Source organism: Cellvibrio sp. PSBB023 (assembly GCF_002007605.1).
In the GTDB taxonomy this organism is placed as follows: Bacteria; Pseudomonadota; Gammaproteobacteria; order Pseudomonadales; family Cellvibrionaceae; genus Cellvibrio.
Map to the genome: position 1 here is coordinate 2,022,371 of NZ_CP019799.1, position 21,844 is coordinate 2,044,214.

Here is a 21,844-nt window from a genome sequence, read left to right on the forward strand (position 1 = left end):
AAGCCCGTCCCAAAAAGCGTGAAAACTTTTGAGTGATGCGAATGTTCTTTCCGAGGGTTTGACGAGCAGCTATAGCGACGGGACAACCTTACATTCTGGCTATAGCGATACCACAGGGATCGACAGTGATTCCTGATAGTCCTTATGACGCTGGGGGAAAATCTTCAGCAGCAAGTGCCTTTTGTGCGAGAGCCTTTCGGCTTCCATTTTGATAGGCGAAAACCTACGCCAGCTAGTCGGCAAATTTCGGTATTGCGGCATAGCCTTCGCGCGCAAATTACCGAAAAACAACAACCTCACTTGCAAGCACCACAAAAACACAACAGCTCACAAGTTAATCAAATTGTAGAGGATTTATGCGCCAAAATCCATTTTTTATTACTTATCTAAAAATAAAATCTATTTGTAAGAGTTTTTTTGCTGTTTTGTTATAAGAATAGTCAATTGTAGGTAGAAATACTCATCGCGAAAAAATATAAGGCGTAGTTATACGAAGGCGGTAAATTTTGGCTCACTTGGCGCCTTAATTTTTTTATTGCAATAAAAAACCCGGCCTGAGCCGGGTTAAGACAAAGTTGCACGCAGGTTCAAACGGGTACTATTTTTTAGGCATGGCTTTCAAGGCAGCTTTGTATTGTGCTTGCAAGTTATTGTAAATCGCCAGGGCGTTAGCAACAGCGGCAGTCAGGCCCGCTGTTCTGGCTTTTTCAGTGGCCAAGGCAATAGTCGCGGCATTGGCTTTTACTGTCGCTGCATTTACCGCGTTAGTGGCGGGAACCAATTGTTGCTGGGCAGCGAGGGTATCGGTGCGCGCTTTCACCGCTTGTTCCAGCAAGAGGTTGTAACTCTTGACCTGATTGTTGTACTGATTCAGCTTGGCCGATTTAGCCGCCGCCGTAGTGGCCGTGAGATAGGCCGATAAGCTGGCATTCAACTGCACCTGCAGAGCATTCAGGCGTGCCACCAGCGAGTTGTAGTTGGCGAGAGCTTTCTCATAATTTTTAGTGGCAGTAGTCAGCGCAGTGGTGGCAGCCGTCAGCGCTGTTTTTGCTGTCCGCTCAGCGGCTGTTTTTTCGGTAATGGCCAGCTTATTGGCATTGAGGGCGGCCACTGCCGCAACATGATTCAAGCGTGCGGATTCTACTTTTGCCGCTAATTCGGCCAACCCTGTACCAGAAACACTACTGGCCGAACTCGAAGACTTTGACGATGAACTGGCCAGACTTGAACTCGACAGGCTTGAACTGGATAGACTTGTACTCGAGCTGGTCGCTGAGGACGAGCTGGCGGGCGCACCTGCATAATAGGCCGCGATCTGGGGTGCAGCTATATTCAGCGCATAACGCGCATCGGCACCGGTTGAGGTATTGTTGCGATCAACACCGCAAGGCTGATTCTTGCAGGTCATCAAATCCGGGTTGGAAAATTTGTAGACCTTACCATCCCAGTAATCCACATTGAATTCGCTTTGGTAGGCCATGATTGTGGTGAAGGAATTCATCACCCCATGCCCCAATGCATAGTGGAAAGTACCACCTGCGCCATCCTGTTTGCGCGAATGTTTTAACCCCATGTTGTGCCCCAACTCATGGGCAGTCACAAAGTCGCCACACGAATTTATCGCTACGTGGGCAAACATATAGGCTTTATGGCCAGCAATGAACACGCCATTGGCACTGCCAGCAACCCAGGCGACACCACAACTCCCATGGGAGTTCATATAGGGGCGATAGAACACCACCATGTCCGCTTTCGCTTTTTCGCGCGCGGCGGCTACACCATTAAATGCGGGGTTCTGGTTGTAGGTAATATCGTTCAAGGCTGTTTCAGCATTGTTATCGTCGGTGTAGTTCACCTGCAAGGTGGCAGCTACGCGAATTTCCAAATCCACGCCGCTGTCTGCGTATATCTGGTTGCTGACCTGAAAGAGTTGGTTGATCCGGGTTGTTGGATTACCGCCATACAAATTGGCGACTCCGTTGGTATAGACCACCAGCACATCGATAACATTGGAGGCGGCCAGCAGCGAGGGTGACGCAGCGGATATCAGGGCGATAGCCGCTACGCGAATAAGGTTTTGCACTGTTGTTTTCATGGAATGATTTCTCTGTTGACTTTACTGAAAACCCTCCGTGATTGACAAACCCGGAACCCACCGGGAGTTTGCGCGTATCCATCAAAGCCTTGCCTTACCGTTTTAGCCTTTCATCATGACTCCTCGCCTCGCAGCGATTAACACCACAGAGAATCAAGGGTGATCCTGTGGAATTTCAAGATAATCCCTGGCACCCGGCGTAGATAACTCAAATTCCGAGGGATTTTTATAAATCCAGCCACTTCCCTTAATCGACTCCAGGGTATAGCTGCCCGAGGGAGTAGTGACGGTGGCGAACACCGAACTACCGCCATAGGTCATCACTACTGGATACTCATCGGCGCCATAGCCATCAAGATGGCCGCGCCAGGTGTAGTCGCCGTTGGGGTTGGTGGTACTGGTTTTGACATTCACTTTCAAGCGCTCACCGCCCGGTAAGGTCAGGGTGGTTTGCTGCCCTGCCTCGGGAAATACAGGGTTATCCATATCGACCGACACAGGTTCATACAGAGATACGCCGTTTGGCACAGGCATAGACGGGGTGGCGGCAGTCGAATCTGCCATGCGCCAGGCATCGGGCGCGGTAGTCTGATCTGGTCGTGGAGGCTCCGCCGGCGGAGCGGGTTTAGTGGCTGGCGCAGCCAGAATACCTTGGGCACGCGCCAATTCTTTTCTGGCATCCGCTAACAGGGGATTGGCAGCGGGATCGGTCATCAAGGGGGGCGACTCTTCCAGCATTTGCTGCAGCCGTTGATCTGGGACTAACAAAGTCTCTTCACGGGTGATGCGATGCACCACAAACAACAATACAAACAACACCAAAAAAACCACTGCAACCACCAAGGAGGGGCGCATAAGATTACCGGGAAGGAAGGTTTTCATGGATCAATCAACTTGTTGCCTTAATTGTTTAAAAATGCGCCAAAATGATCAAAAAATCCAGTTTTTATTACTCTTTGTGAAAACAAAGTCTAATTTGCACAATTTTTTAAAAGAAAAGAAATAACAGAATCAGAAGCGGATAGGAATATTCTGGGTTGGTGAATGCCGTAATAACAAAAAGGCAGCCACAGGGGCTGCCTTTTTGCTACCGGGAAGCATTTGCTTCCAGCACTACCGATAACGCGGGCTAGATTACGCCGCGTAAACCGGGAATTGTTTGCACAGTGCTGACACTTTGGTTTTTACATCCGCAATCACCGCATCGGCATTGCCTGCTTCCAGCGCATCAAAAATATCGCAGATCCAGTGGGTCAATTGCACACACTCGGCTTCTTTGAAACCACGGGTAGTCACCGCAGGAGTACCTACACGAATACCGGAAGTAACAAAAGGTGAACGCGGGTCATTAGGTACGGCGTTTTTGTTCACAGTGATGTGCGCTTTGCCCAAGGCTTCGTCAGCGTCTTTACCGCTGTAGGATTTGCCAATCAAATCAACCAGCATCAAGTGGTTTTCAGTACCGCCGGACACAATATTAATGCCGCGCTCGATAAAGGTTTTAGCCATCGCTTTGGCGTTAACCACAACTTGTGTTTGGTAGGCTTTGTATTCCGGTGTCATAGCTTCTTTGAAGCTGATCGCCTTGGCCGCAATAACGTGCATCAACGGGCCACCCTGGCCGCCGGGGAATACGGCTGAGTTGAGTTTTTTCTCAATCTCTTCGTTGGCTTTGGCCAGAATCAAACCACCGCGCGGACCGCGCAGGGTTTTGTGAGTGGTGGTGGTGGTAACGTCAGCAATTTGCACCGGGTTGGGGTACAAACCAGCAGCCACCAAACCGGCAACGTGCGCCATATCCACAAACAGATAGGCGCCAACTTTGTCGGCGATGTCGCGGAAACGTTGCCAATCCACAACTTGTGAATAAGCAGAGAAACCGGCAACAACTACTTTTGGCTTATGCTCCAGAGCCAAACGCTCTACTTCGTCATAATCGATCAAGCCGGTTTCCGGGTTCAGACCGTACTGGACAGCGTTGTAATATTTACCCGATGAACTCACCTTGGCACCGTGGGTTAAGTGACCACCGTGCGCCAGGCTCATACCCAGAATGGTATCGCCCGGATTACACAACGCCGCGTAAACCGCTTGGTTAGCCTGTGAACCAGCGTGTGGTTGCACGTTAGCGTAATCCGCACCAAACAGCTCTTTGGCGCGGGAAATCGCCAGTGCTTCGGTGACATCCACGTATTCACAGCCGCCGTAGTAGCGCTTGCCCGGATAGCCTTCGGCGTACTTGTTGGTCAACTTGGTGCCTTGCGCTGCCATCACCAGAGGACTGGTGTAGTTTTCCGAGGCGATCAACTCGATGTGCTCTTCCTGACGCTGGCCTTCGTTTTCGATAGATGCCCAGATTTCGGGATCAAAAGAGGCGATAGTTTGGTTTTTATCAAACATAGATAGTTCCTGAGTTAACCGCGCACCATGAGTATGGCCGAGGTGTTGATGGGAAGGTGAAAAAGGGAGGCGCGCATTGTACACCATGCCCCCAAATAGCTTCCATGCAAAAAACTCATACACAGCGTTAAATCGATTCATGCCAGTGCCTGATGTACTATCACCCGACGAGTCGCAACGCACCAAAAGAGCACAAAAACCCGTTATTTTCGGCGAAAACGACCCTGTGTCACCCCCTGCCATAGCCGACCAGAATCACTAAACATCGGCGATATGACGCCAAAAACAACATTATTTGCGCCCTACTCTGCATTTCCGTGAATTTTTAGCGATAACACGCCACTTGGGCCTCGCTTTTGCAACACAGGTAACAGCTACAGGTTTTATTCCTCGTGATCCGGGGTATAGATCATTAAGGACAGTACACATGATGCGTTGTTATCCCCTTGGCCGCTTTTGTTTCTCCCTCACCACAGCCCTTCTGCTGCTGTGCAGCGCGCTGGTATGGGCAGAAACCTCAACCGCTCCGCGCAGCTATGTGATTGGCAGCGGCGATGAAATTCGCATTACGGTATTCGGCCAACAAGAGCTCACCGCTGAAGTTCAAGTCAGTGCCGCTGGCACAGTGCAAGTTCCTCTATTAGGCACACTGGCGATTGCCGGTAAAAATGCTGCCGACGCCGCACAAATGATCGCCGGGCGCTATGAGGCCGGTAACTTTCTCAAAAATGCCCAGGTCAACCTGCTGGTCACCAAGTATCGCAGCCAGGTGGTGGCCATCCTCGGCCGTGTCAACAGCCCCGGGCGATTAGTATTGGAAGGCCCTACCAGCTTGACCCAGGCACTGGCATGGGCCGGTGGTATCGCCCCCAGCGGCAGCGAGCGCCTGATCCTCACCCGCCCCCTTGCCAATGGCCGCCAGGAGCGCACCGAATACGATTTACAGCAGATGCTCAATTACGACGCCGGCCAGCAACCAACAGTCTGGCTGCGGGATGGCGACACGATTTATGTCCCCAATGCGGGCCGCTTTTACATTAATGGCGAGGTGCACTCGCCGGGTATGTATCCCTTGGATCGCCCGCTGAATATCCGACAGGCACTCAGTGCTGGCGGCGGCCCTACCGCCCGTGCCAGCGATAGCAAAGTGAAGGTATTTCGGCAGGCAGCGGACGGTTCGGTGCAGGAGTTAACCGCCAAACCCAATGATCAGGTGATGGATGGCGATGTACTGGTCGTGAGGGAAAGCTTGTTCTAGCCCTCATCAACACCCGGGAGCAAGGCATGAATCTGAATAGCTTGATAGGCATTTTACTGGCGCGGAAGTGGGCGATTCTGGCCAGTTGTGCACTCGCCTTAGTCGCTGCGCTGGCGATTATCCTGCTCACCCCCAAATCCTACACGGCGACGATTGACCTGCTGGTGGACAGCCGCGGGCTTGATCCGATCAGCGGCCAATCGCAACCGACGCGCATGACCGGCGCTTACCTAGCAACCCAGAGCGACATCATCCGCAGCCGCAATGTAGCCAGCAAAGTGATCGAGCAACTGGCGCTGGGCAGCTCCCCGGCGATGATCAGTGCCGCTCGGCTGACCGGCAACCCGGAGAGCGATCAGCGCCGTATGCTCAGTTTTCTGGCCAAAGGGCTGGTAGTGATCCCCAAACGCGACAGCAGTGTCTTGAGCATTGCCTTCAAGGCACAAGACCCAACCCTGGCCGCCCAGCTCGCGGACGCCTTTGCCGAGGCTTATATCTACACCAACCTTGAGCTGCGCATTGAACCCGCGAAGCAGACCAGCCAGTGGTACAACCAGCAACTTGCCGCACTACGGCAAGAGTTGATCGACAAGCAAAATGCGCTTTCCACCTATCAGGAAGAGCACGGCATACTCGCCTCCTCTGACCGACTGGATCTGGAATCCAGCAAGCTCGCCGATCTGTCGTCCATGCTGATGGCGGTACAAAACGAGCGTTTGAACTCCCAAAGCCGCAGCGACCAGATTGCCAACACCAAGCGCGGCCAACTGGAGACCCGCGCGCTGGATAACCCCCAAATGCAAAAGCTGGCAACCGACCTGGCGCAGGCGCAGGCGCGCCTGACCGAGTTGGCAACCCAGGTGGGCGAAAACCACCCCCAATACCGCCAGGCGCTCAGTGAAGTGGGTGCACTCAAGCAGCAAATGAACCGCATGCTGGAATTGATTAGCAGTAGCTTGCAGTCGTCGGTTGAGCTGTCCCAAGCCCGCGCTGATCAATTAAAAGCCGAGCTGGCGCAGCAAAAGGAGCTGGTACTGCAACTCAGCCGCAATCGCAATGAGCTGACCCTGCTCAAGCAGGAGGTGGATAACACCCAGGCCGCCTATGACGCCGCGCTCGCCCGTTCGGTACAAACCCGACTGGAGAGTCAAATCGCCGCGACTGACATAGCTGTACTCAACAGCGCGCTGGTGCCAACACAACCAACCTCCCCCAAACCCCTGCTGATCACCCTGCTTGCCACTCTGGCAGGCTTGTTGTTTGGCATTGCGATGGCGCTGTGCTGGGAGTGGCTGGATCAACGGATTCGCAGTGTGACGGACCTTGAACAGGGGCTAGGCCTACCGGTACTTGCCTATATCCCTCGCTGATAAACACAAGATGCTGACACCCATAGGAAGTACCCAGGAGGTCGCAAGATGAATGATCGCTTACAGATACTGGACCAGCAGACGCTCGCCACAACCACCGCACTGAGCCAGTCCACGCGCATGGGGCCTATGCTGGTCGCCATGGGCAAGCTCAGCCCCGCTGACCTGAATGCCATTCTCGCGATGCAAAAGAAACAGGGACTGCGTTTTGGCGATGCGGCCTTGCATCTGGGTTTGGTCAGCGCCGACGACATTAATGCCATTCTGGCCGAACAGTTTGCCTATACCCAGACACCGGCAGCCTCCAGCAAACTCGACCATCGCCTGAGCGCGCTGTTCCAACCGGATAGCAACCAGGCCGAAGCCCTGCGCAGCCTGCGCAGTGAACTGATGCTGCGCTACTTTAATCCCCAGCCGCAGCGCGCTGTGGCACTGGTGAGCACCGAAGATGCCGAGCGCACAGCACTCACCACTGCCAACCTGGCCATCAGTTTTGCGCAACTTGGGCTGCGCACCTTGCTGATCGACAGCAACCTACGCGCCCCGCAGCTCAACCGGTTATTTCATTTACCCGAGCACGCGCCAGGGCTATCGGACTGGATTGCCGAGCGCACCTCCGTCGCCCCCAGTGCCATAGAGCAGGTGCGTTCACTGTGGGTGCTCCCCGCAGGCACCCGCGCACCCAACCCCCAGGAGTTATTGGCCAGCAAGCACTATCAGGAGCGGGTTAATCCGCTGATACAGCAGTTTGATATCACCCTGATCAATACCGCGCCCATGGATTCCAATCGCGATGCCCAACTGGTCGCTGCCCAAGCCGGGGCGGCGCTACTCATCGCCCGGCAACACGTCACCCACACCAAGGCCCTGCTCGCTATTAGCAGCCGCTTCCGTGAATTGGGCGTACGCCTGCTGGGCACAGCCCTGCTCGGTTAACCGCAACGCCATACGAGGTAAGGATGAATTACCAGCAGGCCTACCCACCCCTTCCACCACTGCCCGCCAGTACACAGCGGGTGCAGGACCAGCCCTGGCTGAGCGACCAGCGGCTGATCACGTTTATTGTTGTCGCCAGCGTTGGTTACCAGTTGGTACTCTGCCTGCTCAACACCCAGTTATTACCTATGTCGCGCGCGCTGGTGGGCCTTGCTGAAGCCATTATCCTGCTGGCCTGCGTACCCTTTCTGATGCGCCGTTTACTGCCGGGTGTGCTGATCCTCGCCTGCCTTTCTGCCGCCATGCTCTGCCTGTTGGGCATAGCCAATGAGCAGCTCAATATCAAAGCCTTCCGCGATATTGCCATCCCCCTGTGTTACTTCTGGCTGGGGTGCAATATCGGACGGCTGGACCTGGCTGACCGCGCGCTCAAGGTCGCGATTAGCCTGGTGCTGGCGATGGGTATGTTTGAGCTACTGCTGCTGGATACCTATACCCGCTGGTTCGATATCTTTAGCTATTACGTCAATATCGGTTCACTCGACCCCGCCGTGGGTTTTGTGCGCGAGGATCGCCTGCAAGCCAACGGTATGCGCCCGGAAGGCATAGGCCGCACCCTGCTGCCCGGTTTGCTCGGCCCCCACCGGGTCTCCTCGGTATTCCTTGAGCCGGTATCCCTCGGCAATTTTGCCAGCCTCTGTGCCGCCTGGGGCCTGGCCCGCAGCCACTGGCGTGAAGGGATATTTTTTGTACTGGCTGCGGTAGTCATGATGGTGCTGTCCGACTCGCGCTTTGCGCTGATGACCGTCACCGGCTTTGTTGTGTTGCGGCTGCTAGTGCGTGGCGCCCTGCTGAACCTCTGTGTACTGGCACCGATTGCCGCCATTGTGCTGTTGCTGATCATCGGCCATTACACCCCCAATGAGACAGGCCGTATCCTCAATGATGACCTGCAAGGACGGCTGGCCTACAGCGGCTGGGCGCTACTGCAATTTGATGCCTTAAAGCTGCTCGGCATAGGCCATACCCGTGTCTATTACGACGAGGGCTACGCCCATACCCTGGCCACTTTTGGCCTGCCGATGACCCTGGTGTTTTGGGGCAGCTTCTGGCTGTTGCCGATGGAATCCGCCACAAGCCAGCGCTTTCGCGCCATGGTTTCGCTCTACATTGCGCTGATTCTCTGCATCAGTGGCTTCTCGTTTTTTGCACTCAAAAGTGCCGGCTTACTCTGGTTTTTAGTGGGCTGCAGCCTGCAGCAACCTGCGGCTACCCCCGGGCCACTCACCCATCCCGGAGGCCGTTATGCCCCTTGATTCCCCCGTCAAAGTCACCCACATAGTGCGCCAATACCTGCCGTCCATCGGCGGGATGGAAGAAGTAGTACGCAATATCGCGCACCACCAACTGCGTCGGGGACAAGACGCTACACGCATCATTACCCTCAATCGCTTGTTCCGTCAGTCAAGCCAGCAACTGCCAGCGCAGGAATGGATAGATGGCATAGAGGTCATACGCCTCCCCTATGCAGGCTCCAGCCGCTACCCACTGTGCCCCGCCGTGTTCAAATACCTAAGGGACGCCGACGTGATTCATGTGCACGGCGTGGACTTCTTCTACGATTTCCTCGCCGCCACCAAATGGCTGCATCGCCGACCCCTGCTGCTCTCCACCCACGGCGGCTTTTTTCATACCCGCTTTGCCTCCCGCGCCAAACAGGCCTATTTCCACAGCATTACCCGCCTCTCAGCCAATGCCTACAACCAGGTGGTAGCCACCAGCGCGAATGACGGCGACCTGTTTGGGCAGATCATAAGCCCACTGAAATTGCAGGTGATTGAGAACGGGGTGGATGTGGAAAAGTACGCAGGCAGCGCCGCCCCCCAGCTCACGCCAACCCTCATGTACTTTGGGCGATGGTCATCCAACAAAGGGCTATTGCCCACCTTGAAATTGTTTGCCGCCTTGCTCAGGCAGCACCCTGAGTGGCGCCTGATTATCGCCGGGCGCGAGTACGATCACAGCCTCGCCGAGTTACAGGAAGTCACCCGTGTGCTGGGAATCAGCCACGCCGTCACCCTGGCCGCCAACCCCAGCGATGAGCAGATCAAACAACTGTTGGCACAAGCCAGCTACTTCATTTGCCTGTCAGATCACGAAGGCTTTGGCATAGCGCCCATAGAAGCAATGAGCGCTGGGCTTACGCCCATTCTCAGCGGGATTCCACCCTTTCAGCGGCTGCATAACGAATCCGGCCTGGGCATCTGCATTGAACCATCAACTCCCATACCCGCCGTGATTAGCCGTTTGCTGGATTTGCACCATCAGGGCGAGGCCGCCTACCAGGGGCGTGTGAAAGCCGCGCAAGGATTCTCCTCCCGCTACGCCTGGCCACAAGTGGCGGATCGCTATCTCGCACTCTACGAACAACTAAGACGCGACCAGTTACCACAAGAGCAAGGGAGGAGCGCACAGTGAACCGCCAAGGGCGCCAGCAGCAGGTACCTGTCATCGCCATGCTCACCGGCGCGCTACTGCTCTTGCTTCATGCACAGTTACAGGCGGGCTGTTTGGATAAGGCACGGCTGACCGGCGTCAATCTGGCCGGTGCCGAGTTCAATACCAAAGCCCTACCCGGTATTGCCTTCAAGGATTACACCTACCCCAGCGCCGCCGAGCTGAATTACATCGCCGCCCAGGGCGCCAATATGATTCGCCTGCCATTTCGCTGGGAGCGGCTGCAACAATCACTCTACGGCGCGCTTGATGGGGCTGAACTGGGGCGCCTGCGCACGGCGGTCAATAACGCCAGCGCTGCCGGTTTGTGTGTGCTGCTGGATGTTCACAATTACGCCAAATACCGCCAATACAAACTGGGTGACCCACTGCCCGAACCGGCACCCGCTGGCAGTACCCTGAGCGATATGTTTATCGCCTTCTGGCTGACACTAGCTACTGAATTTCCCGACGCCAATCAGGCTGCCTTCGGGCTGATGAACGAACCGGCTAACATCCCATTGAGCCAGTGGGCCGTCATCGCCAAACAAACCCTTGCCGCCCTGCGCGCGGCCGATGCCAGCAATCTGGTGTTTGTCAGCGGCGGCCGTTGGAGCGGCGTACACGATTGGTTTTCCGGCTTGCAATACAGCAACGCCAGCGAGTTTGATGACCTGCAAGACCCACTTAAGCGCGCCATTATCGAGGTGCACCAGTACACCGACAGCGACTATTCCGGCACCCACACTGCAAAGACAGGAGCAGGTTGCCGCGCCGCCGCTGACTTTACCGCCAAATTCGAACGCATCACCGCCTGGGCAAACAGCCATCAGCAAACCCTGTTTTTGGGGGAGTTTGGTGTACCACCCGACAGCGAATGCCTGCTCACCCTCACTCACTTATTAAGCCTGATGGAAAACAGCACCTGGCGCGGTTGGAGCTACTGGGCCGCAGGCAGTTGGTGGGGAAATTACCCGCTGGCGCTGAGCGGTGCCAATCAGCCGGTTGCCCCCCAATGGGAACCGTTAAAACATTTTTTCTACTCAGACCCTGGCAGCGACAACAGCCCACCCGAACCACCAACGCCTCACCCCTGATGCCGCGAGTGAAGGCCTGATGTACTGAAGGAGAGCATTGTGAACACAACAGAATTTCTTAGCCGGACCAATGAATCCGCATTGACCGACACCGCCTGCGCAGCGCAACAGAAATACCTGCTGCTCTCCGCACACGACTACCGTTCGCCGCGCAAAGCAGGCATTCATTTTGTGGCCAGTGAATTAGCCAAAATGGGGCCGACGCGCTTCTTCTCGCTGCGCTACAGTTTTTTATCGCGCTACAAACACGACCCGCGCCTGTCGCTGGATGACCAGGCCAACAAAATCGTGACGCATCAGGGTGTCGACTGCTATTTGTGGAAAACACTGATTCACCCCATTCGCATTCGCCCGTTTGAATCGCTGATGTATCACCTCTACAGCTTCGGTTTTAATCGGGTATTGCGGCGATGGATTCGCGAATCCGATGTGATTATTTTGGAGAGCGGTGTCGCGCCGATTTTTTTCGATTTAATTAAACACTTAAATCCGCGCGCAAAAATACTTTACCGCGCCTCCGATGCACTCGACACCATTGATGCTGCCGTTTATATCCGCAACACCTTTGCGCGTATCGCCAAAGACATAGACACCATCGTCATGCCCTCTAAAGCACTCGCCGACTCAATGCCATCAACCCACAACCTGGCGTTTGTGCCGCAGGGAATTGATTATTCTGTTAATGAAAAAGCCAACCCATCACCCTATAGCGAAGGTATACATGCGGTGTCGGTAGGTTCCATGTTATTTGACCCACACTTTTTTGTACTCGCCAGCAAACGTTTTCCGCAGATTCATTTTCATATTATCGGCTCCTGCCAACCGCGCCACCCGGACTATGGCAACAATGTCAGCGTATACGGTGAAATGCCGTTTGATAAAACGCTGCCCTACATCAAACACGCCACACTCGGCATTGCGCCCTACTCCAGCGTTAACCTGCCCGCCTATTTGCGCGATACCTCACTCAAACTCACGCAGTATGAATTTTTTGGTTTGCCCGCCATTTGCCCGCATTTTATTGCCGCCGATTACCCCAGCCGTTTTGGTTATGACATTGGCGATGAAGATTCTATTGCACAAGCCATTTCCCGCGCACTGAACCCACCGCAGCCCTTTAGCAAACGCACTGTACTGGATTGGGCACAAGTCACCGCCCGCATGCTCGCCCCCAAACAATTCAGCGACACCGAGGTATTTGCCTGATGGACACTCCAATTCATGCAACACGCCCCCATGACATTATTGCCCTCGGTGGCTTTCCTATAATGCGCACCACAAGTGCTGCGCTAATTCCACTGTTGCAACAAAAAATGCAACAGCAACAAATCGCGCTGTGTTTTGCCAATACCAACTTCATTGTGAAATGCCAGGCAGAACAAGCGGCGTTAACGGGCAACGACACCATTATTGTCAACGATGGGATTGGTATTGATATAGCCACCTGGTTAGTGCATCGCCAGCGCTTTACTGAAAATTTAAACGGCACGGATTTTACACCGCAACTGCTACAACAGTTGGGAACCAGCGCGCGCGTATTTTTACTCGGCGCCAAGCCTGGTATTGCCCAGCGCGCGGCACAAACCCTGTCCACGCAATATCAGGTAAATGTGGTGGGCGTGCGCAATGGTTACGAAGAAGCACGCAACGCTGAAATGCTGATCAGCGCCATTAATACCAGCCATGCCAATGTAGTTTTAGTCGCTATGGGCAACCCCTATCAAGAACAGTGGATTCTCAAACATCGCCACCAACTGAACGCCACGCTCTTAATGGGTGTAGGTGCGCTGTTGGATTTTTTAGCAGGCGATAAAACACGCGCACCGGCATTGGTACAACGCTTGCGACTGGAATGGTTTTATCGGCTCTGCCTTGAACCTTCGCGTTTATTGCGGCGCTATACGCTGGATATTGCGCAATTCCTGCTGCTCTGTGTACGCAGCGGCGATCGCATTCATCACCTGCGTCACTCCGGGGGATAAGCCATGAAACTATTTGCCGCACCGGCCTTCAGCAATGAAAAGGTTAACCCTTACAACGCACTGCTCTACCGCGAACTGCAACAACTGGGGGTTGAGGTTGAAGAGTATCGCCACAGCAAAGCCCTGCGCACTCCGGCTGACATAGTGCATTTTCACTGGCCGGATGGTGATATTAATCGCGCAAGCCTCGGCAAAAGCTTGCAGCGCATGCTGCTCATGATTGCGATGGTGTGCCTGTTCAAATGGCGGGGCACTAAAATCCTGTGGACTGTACACAACACCGCACCACACGATGCGCGCCGCCCTCAGCTATCAAATACGTTTATGCAGTGGTTTGCTCGCCGTTGCGACGGTTTTATTTTTATGAGCGAAGCCAATCGCGCTGCATTTTACCAACACTACAATCCCTCACCCCACAGCCATTACGCCATTATTCCCCACGGTCATTATCGCAGCTGCTATCCACCAGCCATTGATTCGCTCTCCGCCAAAACACGATTGGGATTGGACCCGACCAAAAAAGTATTGTTATTTATCGGCATGATCAAACCCTACAAAAATATCGATGGATTAATGCAGGCGTTTAATCAAATCGCGCTGGGGGATTACCAACTGGTTATCGCTGGTACCGCCGACACAGCCCCGCCCGAACTGCGCAGCGCTTTGGAAACCTTAAAAAATAATCGCACACAATTATTTTTGCGCTTTATTCCCGATGACGAGCTAGCTGTTTTTATGAGCGCGGCCGACACAGTGATCTTGCCCTACAAAGCCATTCTCAATTCCGGTGCCCTGTTATTAGCACTGTCTTACAACCGCCCGGTGATTGCACCGCATATGGGCGCAGTCGCCGAACTGCAAAAAAAATTAGGGCGGCAATGGATTTACGGCTACGCCAGCGACTTAACACCAACCAGTTTGACCCATGCACTGCTCGCCCTTGAACACAGCAGCCGCCCGGAGGTGTGCCCATTGGATAGTTACAGCTGGGACAAACTCGCTGCACAAACGCTGGATTTTTATCGCCAATCCGGTACACCAGCCCACACGGCGGCTACCGCTACACCTTCCGACAAACCACACTGATCAATGATGAAAAATCTCGCGCGCCATATTTATCGTCGCATTCGTGCACAGTTATTACAGCGCATGATTCCCAAAAGCCATGCGTCACTGCCCACCAAGATGGACGAACTGTGCATCGAAGTAATCGGTTTTTTTCACAGCATTTCCGGCATTGGGGAATCTGCCCGTTTGTGTGCACAACAATTAGCGGCTGACGGCTATCGCGTTCACTGCACCAGTGTGGAAACATTTTTTCGCAAACCAAAAATATTGCCATGGGATTGGCCAACACCTGCAACCCACCCTGGCGATACACCAGCCATTAATTGCCGCATCTACCATTTAAATCCGCCCATGTTGCCGCCAGTCATTTTGCAAATGGGCATCGCCCAGTTTAAGCAAACCTACAATATTGGTTACTGGGCATGGGAGCTGGAAGCCATACCTGACGAATGGATAAATGCGCTTCGTTATATGAACGCCATTATTACGCCATCGCATTTCACTACCCGGGTTATTCAGCGCTATACCGACTCACCGGTGCTCACCGCCACTCACCCGGTAACCTGCGGCGCTACTAGCAGCGATATACGTACACGACTGAATATTCCTGCGCAGGCATTTGTGGTGTCCAGTATTTTCAGTTTTGGCAGTGCCATGGAACGCAAAAATCCGCTAGGGCTGATTGCCGCCTTTAAAGCCGCCTTGGCACACAAGCCCGATGCTTACTTGATATTAAAAGCCAATGCCGGTGGTGACTCGCCGGAAAAAAAACAATTACTCGATGCCATCGCCGGGCATCCGACCATTTTGTTAATCGACCAACAATGGAGCCATGCCGATATACTCGGATTAATCCAATGTTCGGATCTCTATGCCTCATTACATCGCTCGGAAGGTTTTGGCTTAACCCTTGCAGAAGCCATGTTGCTGCACACCCCCGTATTAACAACGGCCTGGTCAGGCAATATGGATTTTTGTAACGCCGACAACAGTTTTTTAGTGCCCAGCAAACCCATCGCGGTAAATTCCAGCCATCCGGAATTCAGCGATTTTGAACAAGCAACCTGGGCCGATGCAGACATTTCAGTAGCAACACAATGGCTAACGGATATTTATCAGGATCGCCGCCTGCTCGCGGCAAAAAAATCCTGCTGCGCGCAGCAAATGCAAGCCTGTATTGATCGCCACAAATACCAACACGCGTTGCAACACTTGGTTAACTCACAAGGCAATTCCTTATGAGCCTGAAAAAAAACTTTGGTAAAAGCACTGTGTGGATGAGTACTGCTGCCAGCGGCAACAGCCTTATCAGCTTTGTGATTTTTATTATCCTGTCGCGCTTGTTAGCACCTGAAGATATAGGCCTGGTCGCCTTTGCCTTGATTGTGGTGGAGCTGGGAAAAATAATCGTCAATGCCGGTTTTTCGCAAGCGATTGTGCGTCACACCGAGTGGGATGAACGCTATGCTGCCACCTGTTTTTATCTCAACCTGTTGCTGGCCGTACTGGTTACAGCAGTGGCGTTTTGGGTAATCGCGCCGCTGGTGGCTTACTATTACGACACCCGTGCCGAATTGCTGGTGCAGGTGCTTTCCATTATCTTTTTATTGGAAGGCGCCAAAGCCGTACACGAAGGAAAACTCAAACGCGATTTTAATTTCCGCGCTATTGCATTGCGCACCATTATTGCCAGCCTCCTCTCTGGTACACTGGGTATCCTATTGGCCATACAAGGCTATGGCTTATGGGCATTGGTGTGGCAACAACTGCTCAATCAACTCCTCATCACCCTTATCACCTGGTACAGCGCCCACTGGTTTCCCGGCTGGCATTTTTCCTTCGCACACAGCCGTTCACTGTTGCGCTTTTCCGCACCACTCACACTGGCGCAACTGGTGAGCAACTTGGCCACCAAAATATATGAAATGTTAATTGGCATCTTAATTGGCCCTGCGGCATTAGGGTTTTTCCGGGTGGGCGGTCGCGTATTATTTATCATGCAGGAAATTGTTATAAAACCCTTTGAACAGGCGCTGCTGCCCGCACTGTCACGCTTGAATGAAACCCAGGCACGCGCGCAGGCCACCTTGCGGGTCATGCGCATCAGCGCCTATTTCACCTTTCCGATTTTTTTTGGCGCCGCCGCACTGGGGCCAGAATTTATTCAACTCGCTTTTACCGACAAATGGGCACAAAGCGGCCAGGTCATGACTATGCTTGCCTTGGGTATTGCACCCCTGGTGATCAGTACGCAAGTTAATTCTGCACTCACCGCCAGTGGCCACACTCACTACGTGATGATACTGGCAGGCATTGCATTCGCATTGAATTGTCTGCTGGGCTTTCTGCTGGTGCCCTTCGGTATAGTCGTTGCAGCAGCGGGCTACGCACTGCGCGCCTACCTCAGCATTATTTTTAATATGTTATTTTTCAAAAAAATATTTCAGGTGGGCCTATTGCAACAACTGCGTGTTATAGCGCCCACTTTCAGCGCCGCACTGATTATGTTCGCACTGGTGCAGGCAACCAAACTACTCTTACCGACAGACTGGGCGCTTGGCTTACGTCTACTCGTGCTCGCGGGTTTTGGTGGACTGATTTATGTGCTGATAATGTCCTGCATTTTCCGCCATGAAACAAAACATTTTTTAGGTGAGAGCGCCGCCATGGCTCCCACCAAAGCAAAACCATTTATCCATTATGTGCAGCGGTTGTTGCGCCTTGCCTAGCTAACAGGATTAATCCCACAAATAGTAGGGAAAGGCATTCAATAACGGGCGATAATCAAAACGCAATCCGGGCATGCCCCCCATCTCCTTGCCTTCATCAATGGAACTGGCAAATTGCAATTCCGCTTCCACGCGACCGGAACCCAAATAATAATCGTTGTATTTGAAAGGATCTTCCGTTTGCGAGAGACGTACATAGCGTGCGGGAATACCGTAGGCTTCGGCAATAATCAGCCCGTGCAGTGAACTGGCCAATACCAATTTGGCTTGCAGGATTTGTTCAATAACCCGATTCCAACCTTGCAGGGGCGAAATCACATGGGGAGTATTGGGCGGCAGTATGGAGAGATCGTGCAAGTTAGGCACGAATACATAATCGCGGCTGGGGTTAGCTGTAAAACGCCCGGAGAATAAATGCGGCACTAACAGCGCAGGATCTCCATAAATATCGGGGACTGCAAAACCACGGCGCTGTAAAAATTCAGCGGTCAAGGGGCCACGCACAGCATGCAAGTTAAGCCGTCGGGATTTGAACATCACCTCCGGCACCTTGCCATTCCAACCGGTTCCCCAAATATGATCGTCGTCTGCACTGTATTGCAACACCGAACCTATAGCCAATAATCGCGCACTTTTACTGACTTGCTGATCCAAACTTAACCCCTGTAACGCCAACACCTGACGCGTCACAATTTCGGCGAGGTGATCGCCAAAATTCACGCGCCCATCGCTCGGCATCCAGTTGTATAAATCCACATAGGGAAAAGGCAAGCGCGGTTTATACTCAACCGCAGGTTCCAGGTAAGCAGCCAGACGTTTAAACATAGGCACTCCGTTAGCATCAATTCACAAGTCATGCATCGCGTATTCAAAATACCAAAGCGATACCAAGGCTGGCTTGTACATAATCATAATCGCGATACACCAGCGGCGATTGGCGATCCACCCATTGGGTATCAAGACGAATCCTGAGTAAGTCACTAAGCTGATAAGTCAGCGCCAATGGACTAAAAGTAGTAATCGTTTCATCGCGCGCAGGTTCTATCAATCGCTGCGCATAAGCCTGTTTACTGTAACCTGCGGCGGCAGTGAACAACCATTTTGATCGTGGCTCCCACCCAAGTATCAATTTACCCGTGCGCACAGAAGACGGTGAATCACTTGTCTCACCAACAGCCGGCTCACTTTGGCTGTAATTGAGCGATAGCGTCATTTTTTCACTCATTGCCCAACGCAAATCGATTAACGCTTGCGTACCCGTGCCCGCATTCACGTCCCCTTCGCGTTTAAAACGCCCTAAGGTAAAACCCAATTGTGTTTTGCGTGTCAGCGCCCAGGAACCTTCTATTTCCAATTGGCGATAATCAAAATCCAGCACCGCCACTGCATTAGGTACAGGGTTCACATAGTCACGCGAACCTTCGCGCAAACGCAGGCTCAGTGACGATTTATTGGCCGTGCTGTAGCTACTCGCCACAAACCATTCATCTTCATCAAAATCCAGGTAATCGCGCAATTTATTGGAATGGGTTTGCGCCACTTGTCGCGCACCTAGAGTGAGACCAAGGTATTTGCCCATACCCAGTGTTAACTCGCCACTTGCATCATCCCGTGCAACAACATCTTTATCGGCGAATTCCAAACGATCCACGGCATAGGCATCGCGCGCCCAGGCAAATGCGGTTTTTACGCGCGAATTCCAATCGCTGCGCCAACGCGCTTTGCCCTCGTAAAAACTCACATCCAAGTCATCGCGCTGCGCATAAGCGTAGCGACTACCACTCACACCCAAAGCAATATCCTGTTTACTCCAGCGCTCATGCAGTGCAACAGATGCAGTGGCGCGAGTGTAATGCTCTGAATCCACCTCGGCATTGCGCGCAAAATTACTGTCCCAATGTTCCTGCGCACCTAACATCAAGGTAAAACGATCTTCTGCCACAGCATGGCTAGCACTGAGTGCTACACCTGCTAGCGCCATCATCGCACTACTTGTCCAAGCACAACTCACCGATAAACAACTCTGCAAGCTACCGCTAAAAAAGCGGCGGAAGATACTCACACTCACACGGCCAGAATTAATACACATTCTGCCCGACAAAGCCTTTAAAAATAGTTTTCCATAAAATTTTAATATCCAACAAAATCGACCAGTTGCGAATGTATTCCAAATCATAGGCAATGCGGCCGGACATTTTGTCCAGCGTTTCTGTCTCACCGCGAAAACCATTGACCTGTGCCAAGCCAGTAATGCCGGGTTTGACTTTGTGACGCAACATATAGCCTTTAATCTGGCCGCGATAAAACTCATTGTGCGCCACCGCATGAGGGCGAGGCCCTACCAGAGACATGCTGCCCGACAACACATTAAACAATTGCGGCAATTCATCCAGTGAAGTGCGCCGTAAAAAATTCCCAAAGGGAGTAATGCGCGGATCAGCGCGCGTGGCTTGCGCTACATCCTTGCCGTCCTCACACACAGTCATGGAGCGAAACTTCCACACTTTTATTTTTTCGCCACCCATTCCGTAGCGCGTCTGTTTAAAAAAGATCGGGCCAGGCGATGTCAGTTTTACGCCAATCGCAACCGCCAACATAGGAATTGCCAGTAGCAATAAAATACCGGTACCGAGTACCACATCCTCCAAGCGTTTTGCCCAACCGTTATCCACCAGTGGGGAATCGTAAATACTGAGCGCGGGAATCCCTTGCAAACAGGTGAGGCGCGAATGCAATAAATCAAAACTGAATACATCGGGAATCACATAGGGCGAGACAGTGGTATCCGCAAGGCGATCAATCACCGTGTGCATACGCAACTCAGCACGCATGGGCAATGCCACAAAGACCATGTCCAATTTACCGTCGTGGGCGTCCTGGTATAACTGCTCCAATCCACCTTTTACTTCAATATTGTTGCCAATCAACCGTCGCCCTACGTCATTGGACGGCGAGCGGTCATCATAAAAACCCATCACCTTGTAACCCAACCAAGGCATAACTTTCATGGAGTTAATCAAACGCAAACCCAATTCATTTGCGCCTACAATTGCCACACGCCGCGGCTCGGTGGGGTTAGCGCGCAATTTCGCCAGCAGTAATCGTCGGCCCAAATGCATAGCCACCATCAAGCCTGGTGTGGCAATTAACCAACTGGCAAGTACCCATAAACCCAGTGAGGCAAATGGATAAACCAGCAGCGCAACCAACGCAATAAAAATGGCTGTTATGAACCAAGCTAGTAATAGTCGCGCCGCTAAATCCAACATAGAATGCCCGCGCCACAAATAATAAACCTCATTACCTTCGGCAAAAAAACCAAAAATAATAACGGCGGCAATCGCAAACGCGGTATAGAGATTTGTCCACTCAAGCCCAAAAAATGCCAGCCCGAGCCAAAGAATTGAAACAATGAGTGCGCTATCAATCGCGCGAAATAGCGCAAGAATTTTTGAATGGTGGAACCGTATAACCGGTGGTTGATTAGACGAAGTTACTGGGCTCACCAAAGCCCCTTTCACAGACAGATTGCTCATACGACCTCCATGCATGTTACTTCATCATGCCAAAAACATTCTGCGTCTTATTTGTACAGAGCATTTTCCAGGCCAAAAAATAACCTGCACGAAAATCCTGCAAAATTTTGTGAGGGAATTCGATCAATCTTCGCTTTGTGTCGCCAAAAGCAACAGATTACTGCTATTTAGCGAATAACAGAAAATCCAAAAAACACAGTGACTGCCCCAAGACAACGCATGCTTTTTGCGAAAGCACTGCACTATGGCAGCCAGAGGTGAATATCATTCACGGCGGTAAGCCTTTATAATCCGTTTTCATCGGATTTATTTGCCAGCATATGACCACACTTAAATATCTGGGCGGTTACTCGCCAGAGACACTGCAGAAAGTACAGACACTGATTGAGGAAGACCGCTTGGCGGAGGTATTACGCGCACGCTATCCGTCCGTACATGCAATACGTACCGACAATGCGCTCTACCAATATGCACAGCAACTCAAAGCCGACTTTATGGGAAAAACCCAGCCGCTCAGCCGCGTTAGTTACGACAGCAAAATAAAAGTGATCCAGCATGCGCTGGGGCAGCACCATTACATTAGCCGCATTCATGGCGGGAAACTTAAAACCGTCAACGAAATCAAAATCGCCAGCGTCTTTCGCAAAGCACCCGAAGCCTTTTTAAAAATGATAGTGGTGCATGAATTAGCCCACTTTAAAGAAAAGGAACACAACAAAGCGTTTTATCAACTGTGCTGCCACATGGAACCCAACTACCATCAATACGAATTTGATTTACGTTTGTATCTGACGTATTTGGATTTGAAAGGGGATCTCTATGTGTAGGGCGATAGCTTTTTTATTCTTTAGATAGACGGGGGGATTTTCCCTCTCCC

At 52.5% G+C, this 21,844-nt stretch carries 18 protein-coding genes; 12 read left to right on the forward strand and 6 right to left on the reverse strand.

Annotated features, from left to right (window positions below; genetic code table 11):
• Positions 1-598: 598 nt before the first annotated feature.
• The 3 genes from B0D95_RS08970 to glyA form a co-directional block, all read right to left on the reverse strand.
• Positions 599-2,095 (reverse strand): zinc-dependent metalloprotease, encoded by a 1,497-nt coding sequence (locus tag B0D95_RS08970; protein ID WP_078043586.1) that lies wholly within the window; start codon positions 2,093-2,095, stop codon positions 599-601.
• Between the two features lie 153 nt (positions 2,096-2,248).
• Entirely contained in the window at positions 2,249-2,977 is a 729-nt protein-coding gene (locus tag B0D95_RS08975; protein ID WP_078043587.1) for a hypothetical protein, read from the reverse strand.
• A 252-nt stretch (positions 2,978-3,229) separates the two neighbouring features.
• A complete protein-coding gene (gene glyA / locus B0D95_RS08980) occupies positions 3,230-4,495 on the reverse strand; it encodes a serine hydroxymethyltransferase (protein ID WP_078043588.1) in 1,266 nt (421 codons plus the stop codon).
• A 427-nt stretch (positions 4,496-4,922) separates the two neighbouring features.
• On the opposite strand from glyA, the gene B0D95_RS08985 reads away from it, so the two are divergent.
• Genes B0D95_RS08985 through B0D95_RS09035 form a run of 11 tightly spaced genes read left to right on the forward strand, consistent with a single transcriptional unit; the run spans position 4,923 to position 17,431 of the window.
• On the forward strand, positions 4,923-5,753 hold the full coding sequence (locus tag B0D95_RS08985) for a polysaccharide biosynthesis/export family protein (RefSeq protein WP_078043589.1): 831 nt from the start codon (positions 4,923-4,925) through the stop codon (positions 5,751-5,753).
• A gap of 26 nt (positions 5,754-5,779) precedes the next feature.
• A complete protein-coding gene (locus tag B0D95_RS08990) occupies positions 5,780-7,123 on the forward strand; it encodes a Wzz/FepE/Etk N-terminal domain-containing protein (RefSeq protein ID WP_078043590.1) in 1,344 nt (447 codons plus the stop codon).
• 48 nt (positions 7,124-7,171) lie between these two features.
• Complete coding sequence (locus tag B0D95_RS08995; protein ID WP_078043591.1) at positions 7,172-8,059, forward strand: polysaccharide biosynthesis tyrosine autokinase; 888 nt, start codon at positions 7,172-7,174, stop codon at positions 8,057-8,059.
• 23 nt (positions 8,060-8,082) lie between these two features.
• Positions 8,083-9,375 (forward strand): polysaccharide biosynthesis protein GumE, encoded by a 1,293-nt coding sequence (locus B0D95_RS09000; RefSeq protein WP_078043592.1) that lies wholly within the window; start codon positions 8,083-8,085, stop codon positions 9,373-9,375.
• Positions 9,365-10,537, forward strand: coding sequence for a glycosyltransferase family 4 protein (locus B0D95_RS09005; RefSeq protein ID WP_078043593.1), 1,173 nt, complete (start codon positions 9,365-9,367; stop codon positions 10,535-10,537). Before B0D95_RS09000 ends, B0D95_RS09005 begins: the two co-directional genes overlap by 11 nt.
• Positions 10,534-11,652: a glycoside hydrolase family 5 protein gene (locus B0D95_RS09010; RefSeq protein WP_246841762.1), complete on the forward strand. Its 1,119-nt coding sequence runs from the start codon at positions 10,534-10,536 to the stop codon at positions 11,650-11,652. Before B0D95_RS09005 ends, B0D95_RS09010 begins: the two co-directional genes overlap by 4 nt.
• A 39-nt stretch (positions 11,653-11,691) precedes the next feature.
• Positions 11,692-12,858 (forward strand): glycosyltransferase, encoded by a 1,167-nt coding sequence (locus B0D95_RS09015; protein WP_149867889.1) that lies wholly within the window; start codon positions 11,692-11,694, stop codon positions 12,856-12,858.
• A complete protein-coding gene (locus B0D95_RS09020) occupies positions 12,858-13,634 on the forward strand; it encodes a WecB/TagA/CpsF family glycosyltransferase (RefSeq protein WP_078043594.1) in 777 nt (258 codons plus the stop codon). Before B0D95_RS09015 ends, B0D95_RS09020 begins: the two co-directional genes overlap by 1 nt.
• A gap of 3 nt (positions 13,635-13,637) precedes the next feature.
• Positions 13,638-14,720, forward strand: coding sequence for a glycosyltransferase family 4 protein (locus tag B0D95_RS09025; RefSeq protein ID WP_078043595.1), 1,083 nt, complete (start codon positions 13,638-13,640; stop codon positions 14,718-14,720).
• A gap of 3 nt (positions 14,721-14,723) precedes the next feature.
• Entirely contained in the window at positions 14,724-15,944 is a 1,221-nt protein-coding gene (locus B0D95_RS09030) for a glycosyltransferase family 4 protein (protein ID WP_078043596.1), read from the forward strand.
• A complete protein-coding gene (locus B0D95_RS09035; protein ID WP_078043597.1) occupies positions 15,941-17,431 on the forward strand; it encodes a lipopolysaccharide biosynthesis protein in 1,491 nt (496 codons plus the stop codon). Before B0D95_RS09030 ends, B0D95_RS09035 begins: the two co-directional genes overlap by 4 nt.
• Before the next feature lie 9 nt (positions 17,432-17,440).
• Here B0D95_RS09035 and B0D95_RS09040 read toward each other — a convergent pair whose 3' ends face one another.
• From B0D95_RS09040 to B0D95_RS09050, 3 genes are read right to left on the reverse strand one after another with little or no spacing between them, the layout of a single operon-like run.
• Positions 17,441-18,256, reverse strand: coding sequence for a polysaccharide pyruvyl transferase family protein (locus B0D95_RS09040; RefSeq protein ID WP_078043598.1), 816 nt, complete (start codon positions 18,254-18,256; stop codon positions 17,441-17,443).
• 43 nt (positions 18,257-18,299) lie between these two features.
• A complete protein-coding gene (locus B0D95_RS09045) occupies positions 18,300-19,520 on the reverse strand; it encodes a hypothetical protein (protein ID WP_246841763.1) in 1,221 nt (406 codons plus the stop codon).
• Positions 19,510-20,967 (reverse strand): undecaprenyl-phosphate glucose phosphotransferase, encoded by a 1,458-nt coding sequence (locus B0D95_RS09050; RefSeq protein ID WP_078043600.1) that lies wholly within the window; start codon positions 20,965-20,967, stop codon positions 19,510-19,512. The genes B0D95_RS09045 and B0D95_RS09050 overlap by 11 nt, the downstream gene beginning before the upstream one ends.
• Positions 20,968-21,287: 320 nt before the next feature.
• On the opposite strand from B0D95_RS09050, the gene B0D95_RS09055 reads away from it, so the two are divergent.
• A complete protein-coding gene (locus tag B0D95_RS09055; RefSeq protein WP_078043601.1) occupies positions 21,288-21,794 on the forward strand; it encodes a M48 family metallopeptidase in 507 nt (168 codons plus the stop codon).
• Positions 21,795-21,844: the final 50 nt, after the last annotated feature.